Annotated in this window: 22 protein-coding genes; all 22 read right to left on the bottom strand. The window is 41.6% G+C overall.

Going from position 1 to position 25,272, the window contains the following annotated elements; all coding sequences use genetic code 11:
* Nucleotides 1-60: 60 nt before the first annotated feature.
* The 22 genes from pnp to ACQKMF_RS16775 all read right to left on the bottom strand — a co-directional run bounded on the left by pnp (nucleotide 61) and on the right by ACQKMF_RS16775 (nucleotide 25,271).
* A complete protein-coding gene (gene pnp, locus ACQKMF_RS16880; protein ID WP_402941857.1) occupies nucleotides 61-2,178 on the bottom strand; it encodes a polyribonucleotide nucleotidyltransferase in 2,118 nt (705 codons plus the stop codon).
* Between the two features lie 319 nt (nucleotides 2,179-2,497).
* Nucleotides 2,498-2,767, bottom strand: a complete 270-nt coding sequence (gene rpsO, locus ACQKMF_RS16875; protein WP_053345367.1) for a 30S ribosomal protein S15 — start codon at nucleotides 2,765-2,767, stop codon at nucleotides 2,498-2,500.
* 135 nt (nucleotides 2,768-2,902) lie between these two features.
* Nucleotides 2,903-3,853: a bifunctional riboflavin kinase/FAD synthetase gene (gene ribF, locus ACQKMF_RS16870; RefSeq protein WP_101224682.1), complete on the bottom strand. Its 951-nt coding sequence runs from the start codon at nucleotides 3,851-3,853 to the stop codon at nucleotides 2,903-2,905.
* Nucleotides 3,854-3,886: 33 nt separating this feature from the next.
* A complete protein-coding gene (gene truB / locus ACQKMF_RS16865; protein WP_101224681.1) occupies nucleotides 3,887-4,807 on the bottom strand; it encodes a tRNA pseudouridine(55) synthase TruB in 921 nt (306 codons plus the stop codon).
* Nucleotides 4,808-4,976: 169 nt separating this feature from the next.
* Nucleotides 4,977-5,336: a 30S ribosome-binding factor RbfA gene (gene rbfA / locus ACQKMF_RS16860; protein WP_101224680.1), complete on the bottom strand. Its 360-nt coding sequence runs from the start codon at nucleotides 5,334-5,336 to the stop codon at nucleotides 4,977-4,979.
* Between the two features lie 17 nt (nucleotides 5,337-5,353).
* On the bottom strand, nucleotides 5,354-5,635 hold the full coding sequence (locus tag ACQKMF_RS16855; protein ID WP_101224679.1) for a DUF503 domain-containing protein: 282 nt from the start codon (nucleotides 5,633-5,635) through the stop codon (nucleotides 5,354-5,356).
* A complete protein-coding gene (gene infB / locus ACQKMF_RS16850) occupies nucleotides 5,632-7,782 on the bottom strand; it encodes a translation initiation factor IF-2 (protein WP_101224678.1) in 2,151 nt (716 codons plus the stop codon). The genes ACQKMF_RS16855 and infB overlap by 4 nt, the downstream gene beginning before the upstream one ends.
* 19 nt (nucleotides 7,783-7,801) lie before the next feature.
* On the bottom strand, nucleotides 7,802-8,107 hold the full coding sequence (locus ACQKMF_RS16845; protein WP_034313614.1) for a YlxQ family RNA-binding protein: 306 nt from the start codon (nucleotides 8,105-8,107) through the stop codon (nucleotides 7,802-7,804).
* Nucleotides 8,108-8,111: 4 nt separating this feature from the next.
* Entirely contained in the window at nucleotides 8,112-8,387 is a 276-nt protein-coding gene (rnpM, locus tag ACQKMF_RS16840; protein WP_061462443.1) for an RNase P modulator RnpM, read from the bottom strand.
* A 16-nt stretch (nucleotides 8,388-8,403) separates the two neighbouring features.
* On the bottom strand, nucleotides 8,404-9,534 hold the full coding sequence (nusA, locus tag ACQKMF_RS16835; protein ID WP_076366463.1) for a transcription termination factor NusA: 1,131 nt from the start codon (nucleotides 9,532-9,534) through the stop codon (nucleotides 8,404-8,406).
* 43 nt (nucleotides 9,535-9,577) lie between these two features.
* Nucleotides 9,578-10,051 carry a ribosome maturation factor RimP gene (rimP, locus tag ACQKMF_RS16830; RefSeq protein ID WP_101224677.1) on the bottom strand — a complete coding sequence of 158 codons (474 nt, stop codon included), beginning with the start codon at nucleotides 10,049-10,051 and terminating at the stop codon, nucleotides 9,578-9,580.
* Between the two features lie 193 nt (nucleotides 10,052-10,244).
* The gene (locus tag ACQKMF_RS16825) at nucleotides 10,245-14,567 is read right to left on the bottom strand and encodes a PolC-type DNA polymerase III (protein WP_427574124.1); all 4,323 of its coding nucleotides are present in this window, start codon (nucleotides 14,565-14,567) and stop codon (nucleotides 10,245-10,247) included.
* Nucleotides 14,568-14,732: 165 nt separating this feature from the next.
* The gene (locus ACQKMF_RS16820; protein ID WP_101224675.1) at nucleotides 14,733-16,433 is read right to left on the bottom strand and encodes a proline--tRNA ligase; all 1,701 of its coding nucleotides are present in this window, start codon (nucleotides 16,431-16,433) and stop codon (nucleotides 14,733-14,735) included.
* A 266-nt stretch (nucleotides 16,434-16,699) separates the two neighbouring features.
* Nucleotides 16,700-17,968, bottom strand: a complete 1,269-nt coding sequence (gene rseP, locus ACQKMF_RS16815) for an RIP metalloprotease RseP (protein WP_101224674.1) — start codon at nucleotides 17,966-17,968, stop codon at nucleotides 16,700-16,702.
* A gap of 7 nt (nucleotides 17,969-17,975) precedes the next feature.
* Nucleotides 17,976-19,136: a 1-deoxy-D-xylulose-5-phosphate reductoisomerase gene (dxr, locus tag ACQKMF_RS16810; protein WP_402941851.1), complete on the bottom strand. Its 1,161-nt coding sequence runs from the start codon at nucleotides 19,134-19,136 to the stop codon at nucleotides 17,976-17,978.
* Between the two features lie 43 nt (nucleotides 19,137-19,179).
* Nucleotides 19,180-19,977 (bottom strand): phosphatidate cytidylyltransferase, encoded by a 798-nt coding sequence (locus ACQKMF_RS16805; RefSeq protein ID WP_260357096.1) that lies wholly within the window; start codon nucleotides 19,975-19,977, stop codon nucleotides 19,180-19,182.
* A gap of 25 nt (nucleotides 19,978-20,002) precedes the next feature.
* Complete coding sequence (locus ACQKMF_RS16800; RefSeq protein ID WP_101224672.1) at nucleotides 20,003-20,776, bottom strand: isoprenyl transferase; 774 nt, start codon at nucleotides 20,774-20,776, stop codon at nucleotides 20,003-20,005.
* 399 nt (nucleotides 20,777-21,175) lie between these two features.
* The gene (frr, locus tag ACQKMF_RS16795) at nucleotides 21,176-21,733 is read right to left on the bottom strand and encodes a ribosome recycling factor (RefSeq protein ID WP_101224671.1); all 558 of its coding nucleotides are present in this window, start codon (nucleotides 21,731-21,733) and stop codon (nucleotides 21,176-21,178) included.
* Nucleotides 21,734-21,736: 3 nt separating this feature from the next.
* Nucleotides 21,737-22,459, bottom strand: a complete 723-nt coding sequence (gene pyrH / locus ACQKMF_RS16790; protein WP_034313639.1) for a UMP kinase — start codon at nucleotides 22,457-22,459, stop codon at nucleotides 21,737-21,739.
* 125 nt (nucleotides 22,460-22,584) lie between these two features.
* Nucleotides 22,585-23,469, bottom strand: a complete 885-nt coding sequence (gene tsf, locus ACQKMF_RS16785; protein WP_101224670.1) for a translation elongation factor Ts — start codon at nucleotides 23,467-23,469, stop codon at nucleotides 22,585-22,587.
* Nucleotides 23,470-23,764: 295 nt separating this feature from the next.
* Nucleotides 23,765-24,478: a 30S ribosomal protein S2 gene (rpsB, locus tag ACQKMF_RS16780; RefSeq protein ID WP_053345349.1), complete on the bottom strand. Its 714-nt coding sequence runs from the start codon at nucleotides 24,476-24,478 to the stop codon at nucleotides 23,765-23,767.
* A gap of 154 nt (nucleotides 24,479-24,632) precedes the next feature.
* Entirely contained in the window at nucleotides 24,633-25,271 is a 639-nt protein-coding gene (locus ACQKMF_RS16775) for a hypothetical protein (protein WP_427574120.1), read from the bottom strand.
* Nucleotide 25,272 lies beyond the last annotated feature (1 nt).

The raw sequence follows: 25,272 nt of genomic DNA, 5'->3' as shown, positions 1-25,272 counted from the left end.
ACATTAAACAAAAAAAGCATGCAGATTCACAAGGAACCGCATGCCGGATTTCATTTTTCATTACGATTGAGACGGGTTGGCTGCCTCTTTTTGCTCTTTCAAGACCGCTTTACGGGAAAGGTTTACCCTTCCTTGCTTATCGATCTCAGTAACTTTGACCAATAATTCATCACCAAGTGAAACGACATCTTCCACTTTTCCGACTCTTTCTTCAGCCAGTTCAGAAATATGTACCAAACCGTCTTTACCGTTGAAGATTTCAACGAAGGCACCGAACTTTTCGATACGTTTAACTTTACCTAAGTATAGTTCGCCCACTACGACTTCACGTACGATATCCTCAATGATTTTCTTAGCTTTTTGAATCATTGGTTCATCAGTAGAAGATATGAATACCGTTCCATCTTGTTCGATGTCGATTTTCACGCCAGTTTCTTCAATGATTTTGTTGATATGTTTTCCGCTCGGTCCAATCACATCACGGATCTTATCCGGATTTATGGACATCGTAACGATTTTTGGAGCATATTTGGATAACTGCTCACGCGGTTGATTGATTGTTGACATCATTGATTCCAAAATATGCATCCGGCCATGTTTGGCTTGAAGTAAAGCTTCTTCAAGGATCTCTCTTGAAAGACCCTCAATCTTAATATCCATTTGCAGGGCAGTAACACCTTTTGAAGTACCTGCGACTTTAAAGTCCATGTCTCCCAGATGGTCTTCCATGCCTTGAATATCCGTTAAGATTGTATAGTGCTCACCTGATTTGACAAGACCCATGGCAATACCGGCAACTGGAGCCTTCAATGGAACGCCTGCATCCATCATTGCCAACGTGCTTGCACAAATACTTGCTTGTGATGTTGAACCGTTTGATTCAAGCACTTCAGAAACAAGTCTGATTGTATAAGGGAAGTCTTTATCGTTTGGAATAACAGGCTCCAATGCCCTTTCACCAAGTGCACCATGACCGATTTCACGGCGTCCTGCCCCACGGATAGGGCCAGTTTCACCGACACTGAAATGCGGGAAGTTATAGTGGTGCATAAAACGTTTTGACTCTTCGGTTCCAAGTCCGTCCAGAATCTGCACATCACCAAGCGCACCTAATGTACAGATGGATAGAGCTTGGGTTTGTCCGCGTGTGAACAATCCGGAACCATGTGTACGAGGCAGAATCGTAACTTCTGATGATAATGGTCTGATTTCGTCAGGATTACGGCCATCCGGACGCACTTTTTCTTCCGTGATTAAACGGCGGACTTCGGATTTGACCAATTTATTCAGGATTTCTTTGATTTGCTTTAATTTTTCTTCATCAGTTTCTTCCTCATAATGACCCAATACACGATCTTTTACATCTTTGATCGCGTCTTCACGAGCATGCTTTTCCTGAACTTGTACAGCTTTGTTCAAGTCTGCTTCACATAGGCCTTTCACTTCTGCTTCCAGTTCTGCATCCACTTGATATAAAGTGACCTGCATTTTTACCTTGCCGATTTCAGCAACGATTTTCTCTTGGAATGCAATGATCTTCTTGATTTCATCATGTCCAAACATGATTGCTTCAAGCATCGTTTCCTCTGGTACTTCATTTGCTCCGGCTTCAACCATGTTGATAGCATCTTTAGTGCCGGCAACCGTCAGATTGATGTCACTTTTAGCTAGTTGGTCGACAGTAGGGTTAATAATGAATTCATTATTGATCCTCCCCACTACAACTCCGGCAATTGGACCTTCAAACGGAATATCGGAAACTGAAAGTGCAAGTGAAGAACCTAGCATAGCTGCCATTTCCGTAGAACAATCCTGATCGACACTCATGACCATGCTGATGATCTGAACATCATTCCTGAAGCCATCGGCGAAAAGCGGACGGATTGGACGGTCAATCAAGCGGCTTGCAAGAATTGCCCTTTCACTCGGTCGTCCTTCACGTTTAATGAAGCCTCCCGGAATTTTACCGACTGCATATAGTCTTTCTTCGTAGTTGACTGTTAAAGGGAAAAAGTCGACATTTCTAGGTTCCTTTGAAGCCGTCGCTGTACTTAATACAGCAGTTTCTCCATAACGGACTAAAACTGCCCCGTTCGCTTGTTTGGCCAATTGCCCTATCTCTACCGTTACATTACGGCCGGCCCAGTCAAATGAATACGTATGTTTTTCCTGTCCCATTTATTAAACCCCTCTCTGAATCTTCACTTAGAGGCTTAGTTTACCTAAACCTGTATTGGATAAATCATTTATATGTGAAAAGTAACTGAACTCGAGTTAAAACCAAACTATTCCTATTATGCACGAAAAAAACAAGCATTAACAGTAAAATGAATAAAAATTTCATTCATTTGATTATGTATATCCCGATCATTTATAAATGGAAAAGGACCCGGCTCCTGCCGAGTCCCAAGGACGAAGGCCCAGCCTTAAGTAGAATACGTCCAAATCATTTGATTAACATCAAAAAAGCGGGAAATTTCCCGCCTTCCTGAAAAAATTATCTACGTAGACCTAATTTGTTAATTAGTGTACGGTAACGAGTAACGTCTTTGTTACGTAGGTAAGTTAAAAGATTACGACGTTTACCTACCATTTTTAGAAGACCGCGACGTGAATGGTGGTCTTTTTTGTGTGTGCGTAAGTGACCGTTCAAGTTGTTGATTTCTTCTGTTAATACTGCGATTTGAACTTCTGGAGACCCAGTGTCAGTATCGTGAGTTCTGAACTCAGCGATAAGTTCGTTTTTGCGTACTTGTGTAATTGCCATGTTATTATTCCTCCTAAAATTCTGTAAAATCACCTATTACCGAGCCAGCGTCGGAGTCTCGACTAGCCAAGCAATGGTTATTTTCATACATACAATAGAATACATGTTTTTCATTAAAATTGCAAGTCTTGTCTTTTATCCTTCAAGCTTTGCAAAATAGGCTATGGCATTTTGCTTATCCGTTTCGATCTGAGCGACCAATGCTTCAAGCCCGGAAAATTTCTGCTCACTCCGAAGTCTTATATGCCACTCAACCGAGACTTGATTGCCATAAATATCTCCCGAGAACTCCAAGGCATGAACCTCTACAGTCGGATATTTAGGTTTTTCTTCGTGGAATGTAGGTTTGTAACCGACATTGCACACCCCTTTATACCATTTACCGCTTATTTTGATCCTGACGGCATATACGCCGGCAGCAGGAAAAATATAATCATCACCCACATCAATATTAGCGGTGGGGAAACCCAATTTCCTGCCCCGCTTTTCACCGTGAACGACATGACCTTTCGTTAAATAGCGGCGGCCAGCCAAATGATAAAAGTCGGTAAAGCTGCCGTTACCGAGAGTTTCCCTGATTCTCGTCGAGCTAACCTTTTCATCTTCAATTGTCTGTTTTGCGACGACTGTCTGTGAAAATCTGCCCTGTGCATAAACAGGCAAATCTTCCATCGATCCTTGACCATAGCGACCGTAGGAATAATCAAAGCCTGCAACTACGTGACGGACATTCAGCCCGGCAATGTATTCGTCCACGAACCGCTGCGGCAGAACCGAAGCAAATTCCTTGCTGAAATGGACAATGAATAAATAATCTATCTCCATCGACTCTATGATATCCACCTTATCTTCAAGTGGAGTGATATAGCGGATATTTTCCGTTTTCCTACCCAGTACTGCAGAAGGATGCGGGTCAAATGTCATTACTGCTGACTTAAGATTCATTTCATCGGCTTTTTGCTTGGCGGTCTGAATAACAATCTGATGACCTTTATGTATACCATCAAAAAATCCAAGCGCCATTACAAGCTCGGGAAAATCATCCGAATTAAATTGATGAGGATGCTCTATTGCGATCACTTTCACCTTTCAATCTCCTCTTTCCGACGGTAAAACGGTCTATAATTCTTGTGCCAATACTTTTACAGGTTTAATTAATCCCTCTTTTGTCGGATGTATTTGATAAATGGCAATGGCCTTATCTGCTGGGTCGACCATAACAAAAGGCATCCCTTTATCAACAACAACATCCTTTGTTTGTTCCAATACCGCACCGTTAAGTACTTTCTTTGCTACTTTATCACTAATCTGAAATTTGGGCAAATGAAATAATCCCCGTTCCAAAGGCAGCAGAAATTTATCCGTTTGTCCACTTTCCATGAAGTCTTCCACTTCAGCAAATGTGAAACAATCCTCCTGCTTAAAACCTGCTGATTCAATACGTGTCAAGTCTGACATATGGGCAGGAAAACCCAATTCTTCCCCCATCATGACTGCAAGCGTCCGAATATACGTTCCTTTGCTGCATTTGACGCGAAACCGAAAAGAGATGGTTTCCCCTTTAAATTCAGAACGATCATCGAGAAGACTAATATCATAAATGGTGACCTCCCTTGTCGGCCTCTCCACTTCCACCCCTGCACGGGCATATTCATATAACTTCTTCCCGTTTACCTTTACTGCTGAATACATTGGCGGCGTCTGTTCAATCTTTCCAGTCAGTGATTCCAGCACTTCCAGAATCCGTTTACGCTGAATCACTTGATCAACCTTTTTCTCTTCCACTTTTTCACCGCTTGCGTCTTCAGTTGTCGTGGAAAAACCAAGGGTCACTTCCCCTTCATACGCTTTACCGGCTTCTGTCAAATATTCGGCTATTTTGGTTGCCCTGCCAATACAAATAGGTAAAACCCCTGTTACATCAGGATCTAAAGTACCTGTGTGCCCAACTTTTTTAGTCTTTAGGATCTTTCTTAATTTAAAAACACAATCATGGGATGTCAATCCCTTGGGTTTCCATAATGGAAGAATACCGTTCACGCTTTCACCTCATCATTTATAAAACACCCTAAATTACTATCATAAAGCAAAATGAATTCCAATTTCGATAGGTGTTTTTCGCTTTTTTACATATCCATTTTTCAAAAAAAAGAGACCGACTTCAAGAAGTGCAAAGCACTTATTGAGTCGGCCTCCTTTTACTGCTTGCTTATTCCTCGTCTTTTTCAGCCGGTTTATTGATTTGGGAAATCAACGACTCGATACGATTACCATAATCGACCGATTCATCAAATTCAAAAAACAGCTCAGGGGTTTTGCGAAGGCGGATCCGCTGCCCAATTTCTGAACGCATGAATCCTTTCGCCTTAGCTAGACCTTGCAGGGTTTTCTCCCTTTGTTCCTGGTCACCCAAAACGGAAATATAAACTGTTGCCTGTTGTAAATCGCCTGTAACCGCGACATCCGTCACAGTAACAAATCCGATTCTTGGATCTTTAATTTTTCGGCCGATAATTTCACTCAGCTCTTTTTTCATTTGTTCGCCAACACGATTTGAACGAAGGCTCATAATATCACCTCGATAGCCTAAAGCCAGTCTATATCTGTTATTGTTCGCTCTAGTTCCGGAAAAGAATCTAGAAATTTAAGGGCATTTTGAAGTTCCCGTTCAGTAGCCTTCCGTGAGGATGTTACGGTAACGATAGTAATCGTTGTCCGCTGCCATAAATCCTGAAAATCGGTTTCTGCTACAGAAATATTGAACTTCTGCTTAAGCCGTGTCATGACACGCTGAAGCACGGCCCGTTTTTCTTTCAAAGAATGGGTGTCATGGATGATGCATTCACATTGGACAGAGCCAACGATCATTTACGTTCAATCTCTTCCATAACATACGCTTCAATTACATCGCCTTCTTTAAGGTCGTTGTAATTTTTAATCGTAATACCGCACTCATAGTTCGTTGCCACTTCTTTTACATCATCTTTAAAGCGTTTCAATGCATCAATTTCACCTTCGAAAATGACGACACCTTGACGAATTAAGCGAATTCCGCTGTCACGAGTGATTTTTCCTTCTGTAACGTAAGAACCGGCAATCGTACCCACCTTGGATACTTTGAAAGTCGTACGTACTTCAGCCTGACCGATAATTTTTTCTTCGAATTCAGGGTCAAGCATCCCTTTCATAGCTGACTCGATCTCTTCGATCGCTTTATAGATGATGCGGTGAAGGCGGACATCAACATTTTCTGATTCAGCTGCACGCTTCGCATTCACGTCAGGACGGACGTTGAATCCGATGACGATTGCATTCGAAGCTGTAGCAAGGATGATGTCAGACTCTGTGATAGCACCGACGCCAGTGTGTATGATTTTTACTTTAGCGCCTTCCACTTCTATTTTATTCAGGGAAGCGGCTACTGCTTCCGCAGAACCTTGAACATCAGCCTTTAAAATGATGTTCAATTCTTTAATTTCCCCTTCTTTCATTTGTTCGAACAATGTATCCAGGGTTACACGGGATTTTTCATTACGTTGTGAAGCAAGTTGCCTTTGTGCACGCACTTCCCCAACTTGACGGGCTGTTTTCTCATCTTCAAAGACGATGAAACGATCGCCGGCCTGTGGCACTTCGTTCAATCCTGTGATTTCAACCGGTGTTGATGGACCTGCATCCTTAACACGGCGTCCAAGATCGTTAACCATAGCACGGACACGTCCGAATGTATTACCGATAACAATCGGATCGCCGATTTTCAACGTTCCGTTTTGAACTAGCAAAGTGGCAACCGATCCGCGCCCTTTATCCAGACGTGCTTCGATGACAGTTCCATTTGCTTTACGAGATGGATTAGCTTTATACTCTTCCACTTCACTGACAAGAAGAATCATTTCAAGCAAGCTGTCGATGCCTTCACCGTTTTTAGCTGAAATTGGTACGAAGATCGTATCTCCTCCCCATGCTTCAGAAACTAAACCGTGCTCTGTCAATTCTTGCATGACACGGTCCGGATTGGCAGCTTCTTTATCCATCTTATTGACAGCGACGATGATTGGAACTTCTGCCGCTTTAGCATGGTTGATCGCTTCAATCGTTTGAGGCATAACGCCATCATCCGCAGCGACGACAAGGATGGTGATATCGGTAACTTGTGCACCGCGGGCACGCATTGTTGTAAACGCAGCATGGCCTGGTGTATCCAGGAATGTTATTTTCTTATCGTTAACTTTAACTTGATAAGCACCGATATGCTGAGTGATTCCGCCTGCTTCGCCTTCAGTCACTTTTGTATGGCGTATAGAATCAAGCAATGTCGTTTTACCATGGTCGACGTGACCCATGATCGTCACGACAGCCGGACGTTCAATCAAATCTTCAGAAGCGTCCTCAGTTACAAGTGATTCCAGGTCTGTTAGGTCGATACGAATCTCTTCTTCGGCCACTACACCGTATTCCGCACAAATCAATTCAATTGCATCTTTATCCAAAGTCTGGTTGATTGTTGCCATAACACCAAGCATAAAGAGTTTTTTAATGATTTCAGAAGGTTCACGGTGAAGTTTTTTTCCAAGTTCCATAACCGTCAAAGACTCATAAAACGTAATTTTCTCCGGAAGTTCCCTTTCTTTACGTTTTGTTACAGGTGCCTGAGGCGCTTGTTGTCTTTGTTTATTATTTTTATTCTTGTTATTGCGACCTTTGTTGAACTGACCTGTTGGTTTTTTCGTCCCTACAGGTTTAACTGGTGGTTTCTTCTTCAGTTTTTCTTTATTGACTGTGCTCTTTTCATCCGCCTCAGCTTCGTACTTCGCAACCGTAGCGTTAGCTTTTGGTTCTTGGCTTTTATCTTCGTTTTTAGGTTTGATTGAATCGTTTAATTTATTTACAGTTGAATCGTCTAATGCTGTCATATGGTTTGTTACCTCTATATTCATTTCTTTAAGTTTATTTATTACATCCTTGCTTGAAACGTTCTTTTGTTTTGCATATTCATATACACGCAATTTTGTCATACGTTCACCCCCGTAAAATTTAATCGAGCAGCGTTCGGAGTTTTTGTGCAAAACCTTCATCCAGAACTGCGACGGCAACTCTAGCATCCTTGCCTATCGCATGGCCGAGCAATGACCTGCTTTCGACTCTTTTTAAAGGAACCTGATAAAATGCGCACTTATCAGATATTTTTTTTTCAGTGTTTTTTGAAGCGTCCGCGGATAAAATAACAACTTTGGCATTACCGCTTCTAATCTCTTTAACCACTAATTCTTCACCCGAAATTAGCTTGCGTGCTCGATTGGCCAAACCTAATAGAGACATCCATTGTTGTTGTTGGGTCATGGTGTTAGTTTTTCTCCTTATTCACTAATTCAAGCAATTGTTCATAAAGGGAAGAATCGATTTGGGTACTAAGGTGATTAGCCAGCACATTTTTCTTTTTGGCCAGCTCGATAACATCCCGATCAAGAGTCAAATAAGCTCCCCTTCCAGATTTCTTTCCGGTAGGATCAAGGCTGACTTCCCCTTCTTTAGATCGAACGATGCGAATGAGTTCTTTCTTCGGCTTCATTTCGCCTGTAGCCACACATTTACGCATCGGGATTTTTTTTCGGCTATTCATCTTTTTTCACCTCGAATTACTCGTTATCCTCTTCGAAATCTGTTTCCTCTTCAGTAACATAACTATCTCTGCTCAAAAGGAATTCCTGTTCTTCCACAGGATAAATACCTGCTTCGCGGGCTTCCGTTTCACTCTTGATATCAATTTTCCAGCCTGTAAGCTTGGCAGCTAAACGGGCATTCTGTCCACGCTTACCAATTGCCAGGGAAAGTTGATAATCCGGAACGATTACAGTCGTCGCCTTTTCCTCTTCTTTAACAATAACTTCAAGTACTTTTGAAGGGCTTAAAGCATTCGCAACGAAAATGACCGGATTCTCCGACCATTTAACGATATCGATTTTTTCACCTTTCAATTCATTGACGATGGCCTGGACACGCTGTCCTTTTTGGCCTACACAAGAACCGACTGGATCTACTTCTTCGTTATCGGAATGCACGGAGATTTTTGAACGGTCGCCTGCTTCGCGGGCAACTGACTTAATTTCTACTGTTCCATCAAAAATTTCAGGCACTTCGATTTCGAATAAACGTTTTAAAAGGCCAGGATGTGAACGGGATACAAAAATTTGCGGGCCCTTGGAAGTCTTTTCAACTTTAGTGATGAAAACTTTAATGCGATCATGTGGCTTATACTGTTCATTCGGCATTTGCTCATTCACCGGGAGCAAAGCTTCGATTTTACCTAGGCTCACATAAATGAATCGGGAATCCTGGCGTTGAACGATACCAGTCATGATATCCTCTTCACGATCGATGAATTCGGCATAAATGATGCCCCGTTCCGCTTCACGCACCCTTTGAGTGACGACTTGTTTTGCTGTTTGTGCAGCAATACGGCCGAAATCCTTAGGTGTTACTTCCATTTCGACAATATCCTCTAACTGATAGTTGGGATCAATTGCTCTTGCTTCTTCAACAGAAATTTCCAGACGTGAATCGAACACTTCGTCAACAACGTCTTTTCTGGCAAATACACGCATAGTCCCTTTACCAAGATTCAAGTCGATACGAACATTTTGTGCTTGGTTAAAGTTACGGCGATATGCCGATATAAGGGCAGATTCAATCGCGTCGATCAAAACCTCCCTGGAAATTCCTTTTTCGTTTTCTAAAATATAGAGAGCATCCAATAACTCATTGCCCATGGTGATCCCCCTTACGGATATTTAAATTAATGATTTGCTTGACTTAAGCGAAGGTAATCGCCAATCTTGCTTTCGCTACCTTTTCGAATGGTATGACGATCGTTTTCTTTCTTGTCTTGATTCTGACTTCGAGTGTCACTTCTTCACCATCGAAACTGGTTAAGATTCCTTCGAATTCTTTTTCATCTAAAATGGGCTCGTATGTTTTTATGTAAACATTTTTACCGATAGCATTAAGGAAATCCTTCTCTTTTTTCAGAGGCCTTTCAGCTCCGGGTGATGAAACTTCGAGAAAATAATTTTGTGGAATCGGATCAACCTCATCAAGCTTTTCACTGAGTTTTTCACTCACATTTCCGCAATCATCAATATCTACGCCTGTTTCTTTATCAATGTACACTCGAAGGAACCAGCTTTTACCTTCCTTCACATACTCCACTTCGACTAATTCAAGCTGCAATTCTTCAAGAACTGGTAATGCTAATTCCTCTACGACTTCCGTTACCTTTTTACTCATTTGTTTCCTCCATACGTGCGTTGTATGCGCTTGGTTTCGGATTCAAAATTAAATGGTCAATACAACACGAAAGAGTGGGTTTCCCCACTCTTTCCATTGGTTCCTCTTAGTATTTCCAATAAAAATATACCATAATCAAGATATTTATGCAAATATCATGTCTGTTTCTTCCTTTTTGAAATCAGTTTCCCCTTTAAAATAATGATAACTGATTTTGTTCAGGCAATGATTCCAGACAGCCTTGTTTATCAAGGTATTCAAGGATGGTCTTCGAAACCTTCCCACGTTGCTGAAGATCTTCTTTGGAGAGGAATTCACCATTTTTCCGTGCATTGACAATATTGATCGCCGCATTCGTCCCAAGACCCGGTATCGAATTGAAAGGCGGTATCAAAGTATTTCCTTCAATTAAGAATTGATCTGCACTGGATTTGTACAAGTCAACTTTAGCGAAGGAATATCCGCGTTCACACATTTCCAAAGCAAGTTCGAGAACCGTCAATGTATTCTTTTCCTTGGTGGATGCATCCAATCCCTTTACCATGATTTCTTCCATTTTTGCTTTGATGGCCTGCGATCCCCGTGTCATGGCGTCGATTTCAAAATCATCGGCACGCACTGTGAAATAGGCTGCATAATACAATAAAGGCAGATGGACTTTAAAATAGGCAATCCGGACAGCCATCAAGACGTAAGCTGCAGCATGGGCTTTCGGGAACATGTATTTAATCTTCTTACATGAATCGATATACCATTCCGGTACCTCATTTTTCCTCATTTCCTCTTCGAATTCCTCAGAGAGCCCTTTCCCTTTACGAACAGATTCCATGATTTTAAACGCCAGGGAAGGATCAAGACCTTGATAAATCAAATAGACCATAATATCATCCCGGCAGCCTATAACCTCACTTAGTGTACATATCCGGTTGTGAATCAGTTCCTGTGCATTGCTCAGCCATACATCCGTACCGTGGGAAAGCCCCGAAATCTGAACAAGTTCGGAAAATGTCGTAGGTTTCGTATCTTCAAGCATTTGCCGGACAAAACGCGTACCAAATTCCGGGATGCCAAGCGTACCCGTTTTACACATGATCTGTTCCTCGGTAACTCCTAAAGATTCAGTGCTGCTGAATATTTTCATTACTTCCGGATCATCGGTAGGAACGGTCTTTGGATCGATGCCGCTTAAATCTTGAAGCATCCGGATTACAGTCGGATCATCGTGTCCAAGTATATCAAGTTTCAAAATATTATCGTGAATGGAATGGAAATCAAAGTGAGTAGTTTTCCACTCGGAATTCCTGTCATCCGCAGGGAACTGAATAGGTGTGAAATCATAGATATCCATATAATCCGGAACAACGATGATTCCGCCCGGATGCTGTCCTGTCGTCCGTTTCACACCAGTACAGCCGGCAACAAGGCGATCAGTCTCGGCTCCACGCATATGGATGTTATTATCGGAGGAATACCCCTTTACATATCCATAAGCCGTTTTTTCGGCGACCGTACCAATCGTCCCTGCACGATATACATATTCTTCACCGAATAAGACCTTCGTATAGTTATGGGCCTTCGGCTGATATTCACCGGAGAAGTTCAAGTCGATATCGGGAACCTTATCCCCTTTAAACCCAAGGAAAGTTTCAAACGGGATATCATGCCCGTCTTTTGTATAAGCAATGCCACAATCGGGACAGTCTTTATCGGGCAGGTCAAACCCGGAACCTACAGAACCGTCATTGAAGAATTCGGATTTCTTGCACTCCGGACATACATAATGCGGCGGAAGCGGATTTACCTCTGTAATTTCAGTCATGGTGGCAACGAAAGATGATCCAACCGATCCCCTTGAACCAACTAGATAACCATCATTCAATGATTTTTTAACAAGTTTGTGAGAAATTAAATAAATAACGGCAAAACCGTGGCCAATGATGCTTTTCAATTCTTTTTCAAGACGGGCTTCCACGATTTCAGGCAGGTTCTCTCCATAAATCTTCCTTGCCATGCCATAACTCATTTCACGCATTTCTTCATCTGCACCTTCAATTTTAGGTGTGTATAGCTCATCCTTGATTGGCTTGATTTCTTCAATCATATCAGCGATTTTATTCGTGTTGGTCACCACGACCTCTTTGGCTTTCTCGGAACCGAGGAAGGAGAATTCCCGCAGCATTTCATCTGTTGTCCGAAAATGTACGTCAGGCAGCTTATGACGATTCAGCGGATTGGCGCCGCCTTGTGAATTCACAAGGATTTTGCGGTAAATTTTATCATTCGGCTCCAAATAATGCACATTTCCCGTGGCTACGACTGGCTTATCCAATTTTTCACCAAGCTTGACGATATTGGAGATGATCGTTTCTAATGATTTATCATCCCGTACATATTCAAGCTCAATCAAATGCTGATACACTTCCTTCGGATGAATTTCAAGATAATCGTAGAATTCGGCGATATCGACGACTTCCTCAAAACCCTTCTGCATCATCCCTTCAAAAACTTCCCCTTTATCGCAACCCGATCCCACCAAGATTCCTTCACGATACTTTTTAAGTTGTGAGCGCGGTAACCGGGGCACACGATAGAAATAATCGATGTGTGATATTGAAATTAATTTGAATAGGTTTTTTAACCCAGCCTGTGTTTGCGCGATCAGTGTACAATGTGACGGCCGGGAACGCTGATAAGCATTTCCTTTACCCATATTGTCATTAAGTTGATCATGATGGGTAATCTCCTTTTCCATTGCATCCTTCAGCATCTTCAGCATAAGGTAACCAGTAGCTTCGGCGTCATAAATGGCCCTATGATGCTGGGTCAAATCAATATCGAACTTTTTACATAATGTATTTAACCGGTGATTTTTAAACTCTGGATATAGGAAACGGGCAAGTTCCAATGTATCAAGAACTGGATTGGAAGCTTTAGGATAACCCAAGTTTTTATAACCTATATTCAAAAAGCCCATATCGAAGGCTGCGTTGTGGGCAACCAGGATTGCATCGCCTGCCCAGTCCTTGAACTTTTCCAGTACTTCCGAGACTTCTGGAGCATTTTGTACAAGATCATCAGTTATTCCAGTCAATTCTATCGTCGTATTTGATAGTGGGTGATGCGGATTCGCAAATGACTCGAATCGATCAATGATGTCACCGCCACGAATTTTCACTGCAGCAAATTCAATGATCGTATCATAAACAGCTGACAGGCCTGTCGTCTCTACGTCAAACACAACATAGGTGGCATCTGCCAAAGCGATATGCGCCTCATTATAAACAATTGGTACACCATCATTTACAAGATTCACTTCTACGCCATAAAGGATTTTGATACCATTCTTTTTCCCGGCACTATAAGCTTCAGGAAATGATTGTGCTCCCGCATGATCTGTAATGGCCACAGCCTTATGTCCCCACTTTGCAGCCTGGGCAACAAGCGCAGAAGTAGGTGTCACTGCATCCATCGAGCTCATTGGGGTATGCATATGCAGTTCGACACGCTTTTCCCCTTCTGGAGCCTTATCCTGCCGTCCTTGTTTAGAAATTTCATTTATATCATTTGCGATCATTACAAGGTCACGTACGAATGTATCATTTTGAATGCTGCCTTGGGCACGTACCCACATCCCTTTTTTCACTCGGGCAAGTATGGCGGCATCTTCTTTATCACGCGAAAACATTTTGACCAATATCGAGCTCGTATAATCGGTGACTTTAAAGGTCAGCAGGCTTCGTCCGCTGCGTAACTCACGCACTTCTGCATCAAATACGAAGCCTTCGATGGCAATCCTGCGCTCTTCATCGATAATCTGTTCGATTCTGCGGAAATCCGCATCTTCTTTAATCGTATAGCCAATTTTAACCGGTCCTTCGTAGACGCCATCGTCGCCGCCTTTTTCCGATTCTTTCTTCTGCATTTCCACTAGGGCGGCAAGTCCCTTTTCCGCGTCTTCCTTTTGTTTCTCTTCTAAAAACTTCTGGTAATCAGGATTCGAAACCGTTTCCTTCACTTCCGCTTCAAGTGTCAACGGAGGAAAACCGAATGTTTGGTAGATATTCGAAATGATGCCGGAGTATTTGCGTTTTAACTGACCAGCCTCCGTATCATTTCGGGCGCTTACGATAAGCTTATATCCATTCACCGTTGGCACTTGTTCATTCAGAAGTGATAAAAGTGCTGGAGACATGCCTTCAAGCTCGCCAATGCAGTTTTTCCAATACTCTATCACCAATTGTTCCGTCACCTGCGGATTGGCCACATTCAAGTTGAATGTGACCTTTGCAATATGGGAAAACGTACTTGCTAGATGAGTAGCAAGTCTTGTATGAACACTGCAAGGAATTAATGCAGGTATATTAAAGGCAAAATGCCATGTTTTGGACTCCCTCTCGATCGAGAGTTTATCAATTTCGGCACCTATGAAATAATTCACAAAGGCATCCTCAGTCAAGTCCATTTGCTGGAGCAAGAGTTGAAATCTCTCTCTACCGCTATTTGGATTTTGATCCATTCCCTCTCTCCCCTATCTTCTATCTCTTTAGATATTATTCACTATCATTTTCGTTTTGATATCAGAGGCTATTATAACATATCATGAATGTTTCACTAGTATCCAAATCCATGAAAAGGAAAGGCATCATCCAATTGAATGATGCCTAATACCCCTATTTTTAAATTACCCCAGTATTTCGTGAAGCTTTTGAGTTAATTCAGCTCTTTCAATTTCAAGAACCTCACCCGTTTTACGGATTTTCACTTCGACGATTCCGTCGGATGCCTTTTTACCTACAGTCACCCTGACAGGAAGACCGATCAAGTCGGAGTCTGCGAATTTCACGCCCGCACGTTCTTGACGATCATCCATTAGAACTTCCATGCCTTGTGCCTTTAACTCATTATATAAATCTTCTCCCAGGGCAGCCTGAGACTCATCCTTCATATTGATTGGTATCAAATGGACTTGGTATGGCGCTAAATTCGCTGGCCAGACCAATCCTTTTTCATCGTTGAATTGTTCAGCAACAGCTGCAAGTGTACGGGAAACCCCAATACCATAACATCCCATGATCATTGGCTGCGACCGTCCATTTTCATCTAGGAATGTCGCATTCATAGCTTCGGAATATTTAGTTCCTAGTTTGAATACGTGGCCTACCTCAATCCCTTTGGCAAATTTAATTTTTCCGTTTCCGTCCGGTGATGGGTCACCCTCTTGGATGAAACGTAGATCTATATAATTGGCCACGTTAAAATCACGAGCGGGATTTACGTTCACATAATGGTGGTCTTCCTCATTTGCACCACAAACTCCATTAACCATGGCTTCGACGGCAAAATCCGCAATCACTTCAACCTCGGAAGTGACATTGATTGGTCCGAGAGATCCAATTGTACATCCTAAGACTTCCTTCGTCTCATTTGGATCGACCAAATCAACGATTGAAGCGTTATAGAAATTCTTCAGCTTAATATCATTGACCTCATGATCTCCTCGTACCAAAACAAGCACATACTTTTCATCCACTTTAAACAATAACGATTTTATTAGTTTCTCTGCATCGGTATTCAAGAATGATGCAACTTCTTCAATCGATTTTTGGCCAGGTGTATGAATTTTTTCAAGTGCAATTTGTTCTTCGGAGCTTTTTTCATAGTTTACACTCACAGGTGCCATTTCAATATTAGCTGCATAATCGGAAGTATCCGAATATGCGATGGTATCCTCCCCTATGTCAGACAGGACCATGAATTCATGTGTATCTTTACCACCCATCGCCCCAGAATCGGCAATGACGGCACGGAAGTTCAACCCACAACGGCTAAATATATTGGAATATGCCGCATATAAATTTTTATAAACAGCATCCAGGCTTTCTTGATTAGCATGGAAAGAATAAGCATCCTTCATGATGAACTCACGTCCACGCAGCAATCCGAAACGCGGTCTTTTTTCATCACGGAATTTGGTTTGGATTTGGTAAACCGTTAATGGAAGACGCTTGTAGGACTTCACCTCATCACGAACTAAGCTGGTTATCACTTCTTCATGTGTGGCACCAAGCGCAAATTCACGGTTGTTACGATCCTTAAGACGCATCAACTCTGGACCATAGGTATACCAGCGTCCAGATTCCTGCCAGAATTCGGCTTGTTGTAAAGCCGGCATCAACAATTCTACTGCACCAGCATTCTCCAGCTCTTCCCGAACGATCGCCTCAACCTTTTGAAGCACCTTTTTTCCAAGCGGCATAAAACTATAAACACCGCTGGAGTTTTGTCTCATAAATCCTGCACGTAATAGCAGCTGATGGCTTTTGATTTCAGCATCTGCAGGCACTTCCCTCAATGTAGGGATCAACGTCATACTTTGTTTCATATCTGCACCTCTTCAATATTTCCTATAAATTACTTGCAGCTACGGTAATTTTAATACCGCAACATTAATACGGTCATTTCATACAAAAAAGACTTTCCGCGTTATTCAGAAAAGCTAATTTAATATACTCATTCTCGATTATACTTACGATTTCCCTAGAAAACAAACAATTTCCCCAAAACGGTTAAAAAACTAGGAAATCCTTCAGATAAGAAAACGGCCAACAGATAATTCTGCTGGCCTGTTTTGCGTTATCCAAACATGTCTTACAGGAAGAAGCGCTGGATGTCATTCCAGGTAACGACAATCATCAATAACATCAACAAAGCAAAGCCGATGAAGTGGACCATTCCTTCTTTTTGACGATCGATCGGTTTCCCTCTCAAGAATTCGACGACAAAGAATAACAGTCTTCCTCCATCCAATGCCGGTAGCGGAAGCAGGTTCATGATTCCCAGGTTAATGCTGAGCAGCCCTGCCCATTTCATTAACGTGAATAAACCTTGTTTCGCCACTTCCTCAGTTGATTTATATATTCCTACAGGACCAGATAAACTGTCGATCGTAAACCCACCCGTTACGAGGTCACCAAGGATGATGAAGATTTGTTTTGTCCAAAAATACGTTTCTGTAAAACCATATTGTATAGCTTTAATCGGTGCTTTTTCAACTGGAGGGTAGACACCGATAATCCCGATTTTCTTCCCTTCCCTCTCCACTTCTTGCGGAACAACCGGAACTTCTAATGTTTTCCCGTCCCTATCAACGACGAACTCGATCTCTTGCCCAGGGTTCTTTTGAATGCTTTCCTGAACATCTCCCCAAGTGGAGACTTCCGTCCCTTCTATGGATTGAATGACATCCCCCGATTTTAAACCGGCATTTACTGCCGAGCCGTCCGGTGTCAATTCACCAAGTTTCGCTTCATCCACCACGACTCCTTGAAACAGGCCGATCAATACAAAAATGACAAAAGCCAAAACGAAATTCATTGCCGGTCCAGCCACAATCGTTAGAAAACGGTGCCCAAGCGACTTTGAGGCAAATTGCCGGTCAAAAGGAGCTATCTGGTTCTCTACACCATTTTCAACAATCACCGCTTCTTTATGAATGGCAAACGTTTTTAATGTTTCTTCCTCGCCCTCTTCATAACCAGTAAGGATCAGTTTATGATCAAGGTCGATCACTTCAACTTCCACAAGACGAATATCAGGATATTTATCTTTATTGTTCAAAATGATTTTTGTAACATTCTCTTCATTATCAAACATTAATCCCACTCGATAGCCGGGCTTCAATTCTATATTCTCTGCATCTTCACCAGCCATACGGACGTACCCGCCAAGAGGAAGCAATCGAATGGTATAAACGGTTTCCTTCTTTTTATATGTGAATACTTTTGGCCCGAAACCGATTGCGAACTCACGGCATAAAATTCCTGCTCGCTTAGCAAACACTAAGTGCCCAAGCTCATGGAAAAATACTAGAGCTCCAAAAATGATGATGAACGCTATAATCGTTTCTAAAGTCTGCATGTTCCGGTCACCTATCTTTCACTAAAGATTCTATATACTGCCTTGTCATATAATCGACTTCCTGAATCGTTTCTAAATCTGGAAGGGCTATGACGGAATGCTGATTCAGCGCTTTTTCAATCAATGTTTCAATATCAAGGAAGGTTACCTTTCCAGATAAGAATGCAGATACTGCGGCTTCATTGGCGGCATTCAGCACAGTAGTCATCGTTCCGCCCATTTTACCCGCTTTATAAGCGAATTGCAAACAAGGATATCTGGTGAAATCCATATCGCTAAAATGCAGTTTGCCTGCTTCAGCAAGGTTAAGCCGTTTGCGCCCTGCCAGCGGAATACGGTCTGGATAAGTAAGCGCATATTGTATAGGCACCCTCATATCCGGTGTCCCCAGTTGTGCTATCACGCTGGAGTCATGAAACTCAACCATGGAATGGATGATGCTCTCCTTATGTAGCAATACATCAATTTTATCGTAGGGGAGATCGAATAGCCAGTGGGCCTCAATTACTTCCAATCCTTTATTCATCATTGATGCCGAATCGATCGTGATTTTGGCTCCCATTGACCAGTTCGGATGGTTCAATGCCTCTTCCACCGTTACATCCTTCAATTCTTCCCTGGTTCGATCTCGAAAACTGCCTCCTGAAGCAGTAATGACAAGTCGTTCTATATTTTTTTCCTTTTCACCTTGCAATGCCTGAAAAATAGCGGAATGCTCACTGTCAACCGGCAGCAGTCTAACCCCCGCTTTTTTTGCTTCACTTATGACCAAATGACCTGCCGTCACCAAAGTCTCCTTGTTGGCGATCGCAATATCCTTTTTAGCCTTTATTGCTTGAAGTGTAGGATATAGACCCACGCTTCCGATTACAGCATTGACCAATATCGTCGCTTGACCATAAACGGCAACAGCAGTCAAACCCTCATCACCATACATGAACTCGATATCTTTGCGGCTGGAGAATTCACTTTTCAAAACATGATAATCTTCTTCCGTCTGGACTGAAACCAGTTTCGGTTCAAACTCTTTTATATAAGTCCTGACCAATTCTATATTCTTTCCAGCAGAAAGCGCCACGATCTTGAATTGATCTGGATGGGACCTTACTACATCCGCTGTTTGTTGACCAATCGATCCTGTCGCGCCCAAAAGGCTGATATTTTTCAAATTGTTCATCTCCTAATTCAGATAACACTTGCCTATATTTATATTATAAAACGTGCAATAAATGCAGAATCGGTAAAATGAATATCACGCTATCAAGCCTGTCCAAAATCCCACCATGTCCCGGGAGAAGCGTTCCTGAATCCTTGACGCCATAATGACGTTTATACGCCGATTGGACGAGATCGCCCAATTGGCCGAATACCCCAATGATTAATGAAATCAATAATAATTGTAATAACGTGTAATCCAGGCTGGAGAAGGCGTAAAATAGAACCCCCACTACCATCGCGGAAAATAACCCGCCGATAAACCCTTCCACCGTCTTGTTTGGACTTATTTCTGGCCATAGCTTTCTTTTACCAAGTGATTTACCTATGAAGTATGCCCCGGAATCGGTTGCCCAGATCGTAAATAGGGTAAGCAGGATATAGATCAGCCCCAACCCCAATGAGTCACGTGTTTCAAATAGGTAATAGAAGCCTATCCCCAAGTATAGGATTGAAATCACTAGAAAGCCTGCGTCATCAAAAGTAAAACGGTTTTTTGAAACGACTGTATAAAGCAATAGCAGCAAAACCCCGATTAAAAAGACTTGAACTTTATCGTAATTTATTTCTGCTAAAAAAGCAGTATGCTCATTAGGCAATAAAAGCACCCACAATAATATGTAGGAAAGAAATGCTTCAAAAGACAGTACACGTAACTTTTTCATTTTCATCAGTTCATACAAACCAATTGACCCTAACAGATATACCGTCAGTAAAAAGGGAGTGCCCCCTAAAATGACTAGTGGAATGAAGATAGCGGCAACTACGACCGCCGTAATAATTCGTTGTTTCATTATTCCATTTTCCTCGCCTTCTACATTAAACGCCACCGAATCTTCGTGAACGCTTTTGATACTCCTCAACTGCCTGTAATAAATGCTCTTCACTAAAATCCGGCCATAGCACCTCAGTAAACCACAGCTCAGTATAAGCCGACTGCCAAAGCATGAAATTACTTAAACGGATTTCACCGCTTGTACGGATCAGTAAATCAGGATCCGACAAATGTTTGGTCATCAGGTAACTGGATAGCATTTCCTCAGTTACATTTTCCTTTATTATACCATTCTTAGCATCTTCAATGATGCTATTCACTGCAGATACAATCTCCCCACGGCTTCCATAGTTCAGGGCAAAATTCAGAATCATCCCATCATTGTCTTTCGTGTCCTCCATGGCCCGTTTAACGGCACCTTGAGTATGTGACGGAATGAGTGACAAGTCCCCTATCGTTTCAACTCTTACATTTTCTGAAATGAGCTCTGGTAAAAATGTCCCCAGAAATTCCTGGGGAAGCTTCATCAAAAAGTCGACTTCACTTTTCGGACGTTTCCAATTTTCAGTGGAAAACGCATAGACTGTCAAAGTTTTGACCCCTAATTTATTGGCAACTTTCGTAATTCTACGAACGGTTTTCATTCCTTCATGATGCCCCGCCACACGTGGCAATGCACGCTTTTTGGCCCAACGGCCGTTTCCATCCATAATGATGGCGATATGCTGAGGAACATCAAACTGTTTAATATGCTGAATCCTATTTGTTACATCGGAAGAAGCATCTTTTTTAACGAAACGCTTCCAAAGTGAATACATATGTTAGTCCCCCATCAGGTTGTACTTATCTCTCTACAAAGGCAAAGTTTTCGTGCACTATGTATATCAAGCTTTCTGCCGCTTAAAAAGAATCTATATTATAATATCAAAAAAAAACTGGTTCTCATATTATTTATATGAAAATTATTTCTTCATTAGAAGCTAGAAAGGGAGAAATCATTACTTCTTTTTTTCTAAAACCGGTTATGATTACCATGAAAAATGCAAAAAAAGGACCACCTCCAACGTTTGCATGCAACATACTAACTCAAGGAGTAATCATTATCGGAGAAACCTTATTATAACAGTTTTCTCCTTTAAGCACACCTATATGTTAGAACCAAGACATGACCCAGTATGGATTCGGCCCTCTTTATTTAATCAATTCTTCAGTGGGAATTATACTTCCATAATTTCTTTTTCTTTATCTTTTGTAATTTCATCAATTTTCGTGATGTTGCCATCTGTCATCTTTTGGATGTCATCTGCATAGCCACGTAAATCATCTTCAGTGATTTCACCACTTTTTTCAAGCTTTTTCAAATCATCATTAGCATCGCGACGAACATTACGGACAGCTATTTTCGCTTCTTCCGCTTCTTTTTTAACGACTTTCACAAGCTCTTTTCTGCGCTCTTCCGTTAGAGCTGGGATGGCAATCCTGATGACCGAACCATCATTTGAAGGATTTAATCCCAAGTCTGATTTCAAAATCGCCTTTTCGATTTCACCCAAAACCGTTTTATCATATGGTTGAATGACTAATAGTCTAGCTTCCGGGACAGAAATTCCTGCCACCTGATTGACTGGTGTCGGCGATCCATAATAATCGATCGAGATTCTATCAAGCAATGAGGCATTTGCCCTTCCGGCACGGATGCTTGCTAATTCACGTGTGTATGCTCCAATGGCTTTTTCCATTTTCGTTTTCGCATTCGAAATAACTTGTTTCGGCATCTTTTATTTCCCCCTTACAATAGTACCAAGCGTTTCGCCTAATACGGCCCGTTTAATATTACCTTTTTCCATGATCGAGAAGACGATCAATGGAATATCATTGTCCATGCATAGTGAGGACGCAGTTGAATCCATTACTTCTAACCCTTCTTTAATCACATCAAGGTAGGAAAGTTTATCATACTTCACCGCATTTTTGTCCTTAACCGGATCTGCATTGTATACGCCATCCACATTATTCTTCGCCATCAAGATGACATCAGCTTCAATTTCAGCAGCACGCAGGGCGGCAGTGGTATCCGTTGAGAAGTATGGATTACCTGTACCAGCTGCAAAAATCACCACTCTCTTTTTCTCTAGATGCCTGATAGCACGGCGTCTAATGTATGGCTCAGCGACTTGCCTCATCTCAATGGAAGTTTGCACGCGCGTTTCAATTCCAAGCTGATCAAGGCTGTCTTGTAATGCCAATGAGTTCATGACTGTAGCCAGCATCCCCATATAATCGGCATTAGCACGATCCATGCCCATTTCACTGCCTATTTTCCCGCGCCAAATGTTTCCGCCGCCGACAACAACAGCCACTTCTACATCAAGCTCAGCCACTTCCTTGACTTGTTCAGCAATAGATTTAATTACTGCAGGGTTAATTCCAAATCCTTCTTCACCGGCTAATGCTTCGCCACTTAGTTTTAAAACGACACGTTTATATTTAGCGTTACTCATGAGAACCTCCAACTATGTAATCTTTTCATTCGTTCATCATGCTTTCTTGCAATACTACCAAAAATTCATGACATTTCAAAAAATAGGGAACACCAGAGTGTTCCCCATTATTAATTATCTGACAATTAGTCTTTTTTAACTTGGTTCATTACTTCTTCAGCAAAGTTTTCTTGACGTTTTTCAAGACCTTCCCCTACTTCATAACGAACGAATGATAGGATTTTTCCGCCTTTTGATTCAACGAATTGTCCCACTTTTTGATCTGGGTTCTTAACGAAAGCTTGTTCGTTTACGCAGATTTCTTCGTAGAATTTATTGATACGTCCTTCAACCATTTTTGCAACGATTTTTTCAGGTTTGCCTTCATTAAGCGCTTGTTGAGTAAGAACTTCGCGTTCGCGTTCTAATTCGCTAGCATCTACTTGGTCGCGAGAGATATATTTAGGGTTGATTGCAGCGATATGCATTGAAACGCCTTTAGCTGCCTCTTCGTCAGTTGTACCTTCAAGAACTGATAGCACGCTGATACGTCCACCCATGTGAAGGTATGCACCAAATGCGTCGTTATCTGTTTTAGAAACAACTTGGAAACGGCGTAGAGTTAATTTCTCCCCAATTTTAGCAACTGCAGCATTGATATGATCTGCTACTTTTACTCCATTTTCCATTGTTTGCTCAAGAGCAGCTTCAACGCTTTCAGGTTTGTTAGCAAGAAGGAATCCAGCCAATTCTTTAACAAGAGTTTGGAATCCTTCGTTTTTAGCAACGAAATCAGTTTCTGAATTCACTTCAAGGATTACCGCTTGGTTTCCTTCCACAACGATTGAAGTTAGACCTTCAGCAGCAATACGGTCGCCTTTATTAGCAGCTTTTGCAATTCCTTTTTCACGTAGGAAATCGATTGCCTTTTCCATATCGCCTTCTGTTTGTACAAGTGCCTTTTTACAGTCCATCATACCGGCACCAGTTTTTTCACGCAATTCTTTAACTAATTGTGCAGTGATTGCCATAATATATATCCTCCTCAAATTAAATGCAGTTTATTCAATCTTTACCCATTATTGCCAAAAAATACTTGTTATCATCAAACAAAATAACGAGTCTTGACAATACTTCTGAAAAAACATCCACTTACTCAGTCAATATGACGGAACATTTTCATCCCTGAAAAATCGCCCATACCTTTTTAAAAAGTCATTACGTACAGTGATTTTATGTATGCTTATTTAGTGCAAAAAAAAGGGATAAAAGGCATTATCCTCTTATCACCTTTTTTCTTACTGAATAAGCAACCTTTTTTACTTATTAAGCAGTAGTTGTTTCAGTTGCTGTTTCTTCGCCTTGTTTAGCTTCTAAGATAGCATCTGCCATTTTACCTGTTAATAATTTAACAGCACGGATTGCATCGTCATTCGCAGGAATAACTACATCGATTTCATCCGGATCACAGTTTGTATCAACGATACCAACAAGTGGAATGTGTAATTTGTGTGCTTCCGCAACAGCGATACGCTCTTTGCGAGGGTCGATAACGAAGATCGCATCTGGAAGAGTCTTCATATCTTTAATACCGCCTAAGAATTTCTCTAAGCGATCCCATTCTTTTTTAAGTTGGATAACTTCTTTTTTAGGAAGTACTTCGAAAGTTCCGTTTTCTTCCATTTTTTCGATATCTTTAAGACGAGTGATACGTTTTTGGATTGTTTCAAAGTTTGTTAAAGTTCCACCTAACCAACGTTGGTTTACATAGTACATACCAGAACGGATAGCTTCTTCTTTAACAGATTCTTGAGCTTGTTTTTTAGTTCCAACGAAAAGAACAGTACCACCGTTAGCAGCTAGTTCTTTCACGAAGTTATAAGCTTCTTCAACCTTTTTAACTGTTTTTTGAAGGTCGATGATGTAGATGCCGTTACGCTCAGTGAAGATATATTTCTTCATTTTTGGGTTCCAGCGACGTGTTTGGTGTCCGAAATGTACACCAGCTTCAAGCAATTGTTTCATAGAAATGACTGACATTTTAGTTCCTCCTAAATGGTTTTGTTTTTCCTCCGCACCGATCATTTTCATACAGAAACTGTCATAACAGCACCATCTGCAAGAATCACGGGGCGTGTGTATTAACACCATTTCATAATATATCATAATGGCACTGCACAATCAAGAGATAACTTTATCTATTCATGCGAAACTTTAGTAAAAGCTCTATCTCGGTTTGACCGCAACCTAACTTTTTTGCGATTTCCTCTACTGAATGTCCTTGATCCGCTAACATATCCACTTTTGCATTTAATGATCGTTCATTTAACGAAGCCTGCAGCATGTCCGAAAATTCCATGCCAGCCGGCTTCCCTTCTTTTTTTGGAGAAGCGACTGCCGATGAAAGCTCCAATTTGTCCTCGACTTTTACTGGTAAAGCATTGGTTTCATTTTTTCCAGGCATAATTTTATAGGCGTTGATTGCCTGCTTTTTAGCACCGGCACGGCTTCCCTCTTTATACTCTAGCAGCATGTTTTGTTCCTGTTTTTCTTCTTTATCTTCCTTTGTTTCTTTGATCGAGCCATGTACTTGACCTTTTTGACCATGCTCGTGATTCATTGCCACCGAATTGGTGAATGCCTTTACCAATGCCTCATTATCCTCTTTCATCTCCATTAAATAACCAGACAAAAGTTGTTCCATTTCTCCAATGATGGCTTTTTGGTCTTTTTCCAACTTACTTAAACGATTTTGCCGAAGATATAAAACGATGATGGCGAAAATGGTGAATATGTTTAATACAAACAACAGAAATATAAAAAATGCTGTCATG

The sequence above is a fragment of the Peribacillus sp. NPDC101480 genome (assembly GCF_050277335.1).
GTDB lineage: Bacteria > Bacillota > Bacilli > Bacillales > DSM-1321 > Peribacillus.
This window is presented reverse-complemented; position numbering and strand designations above follow the sequence as displayed.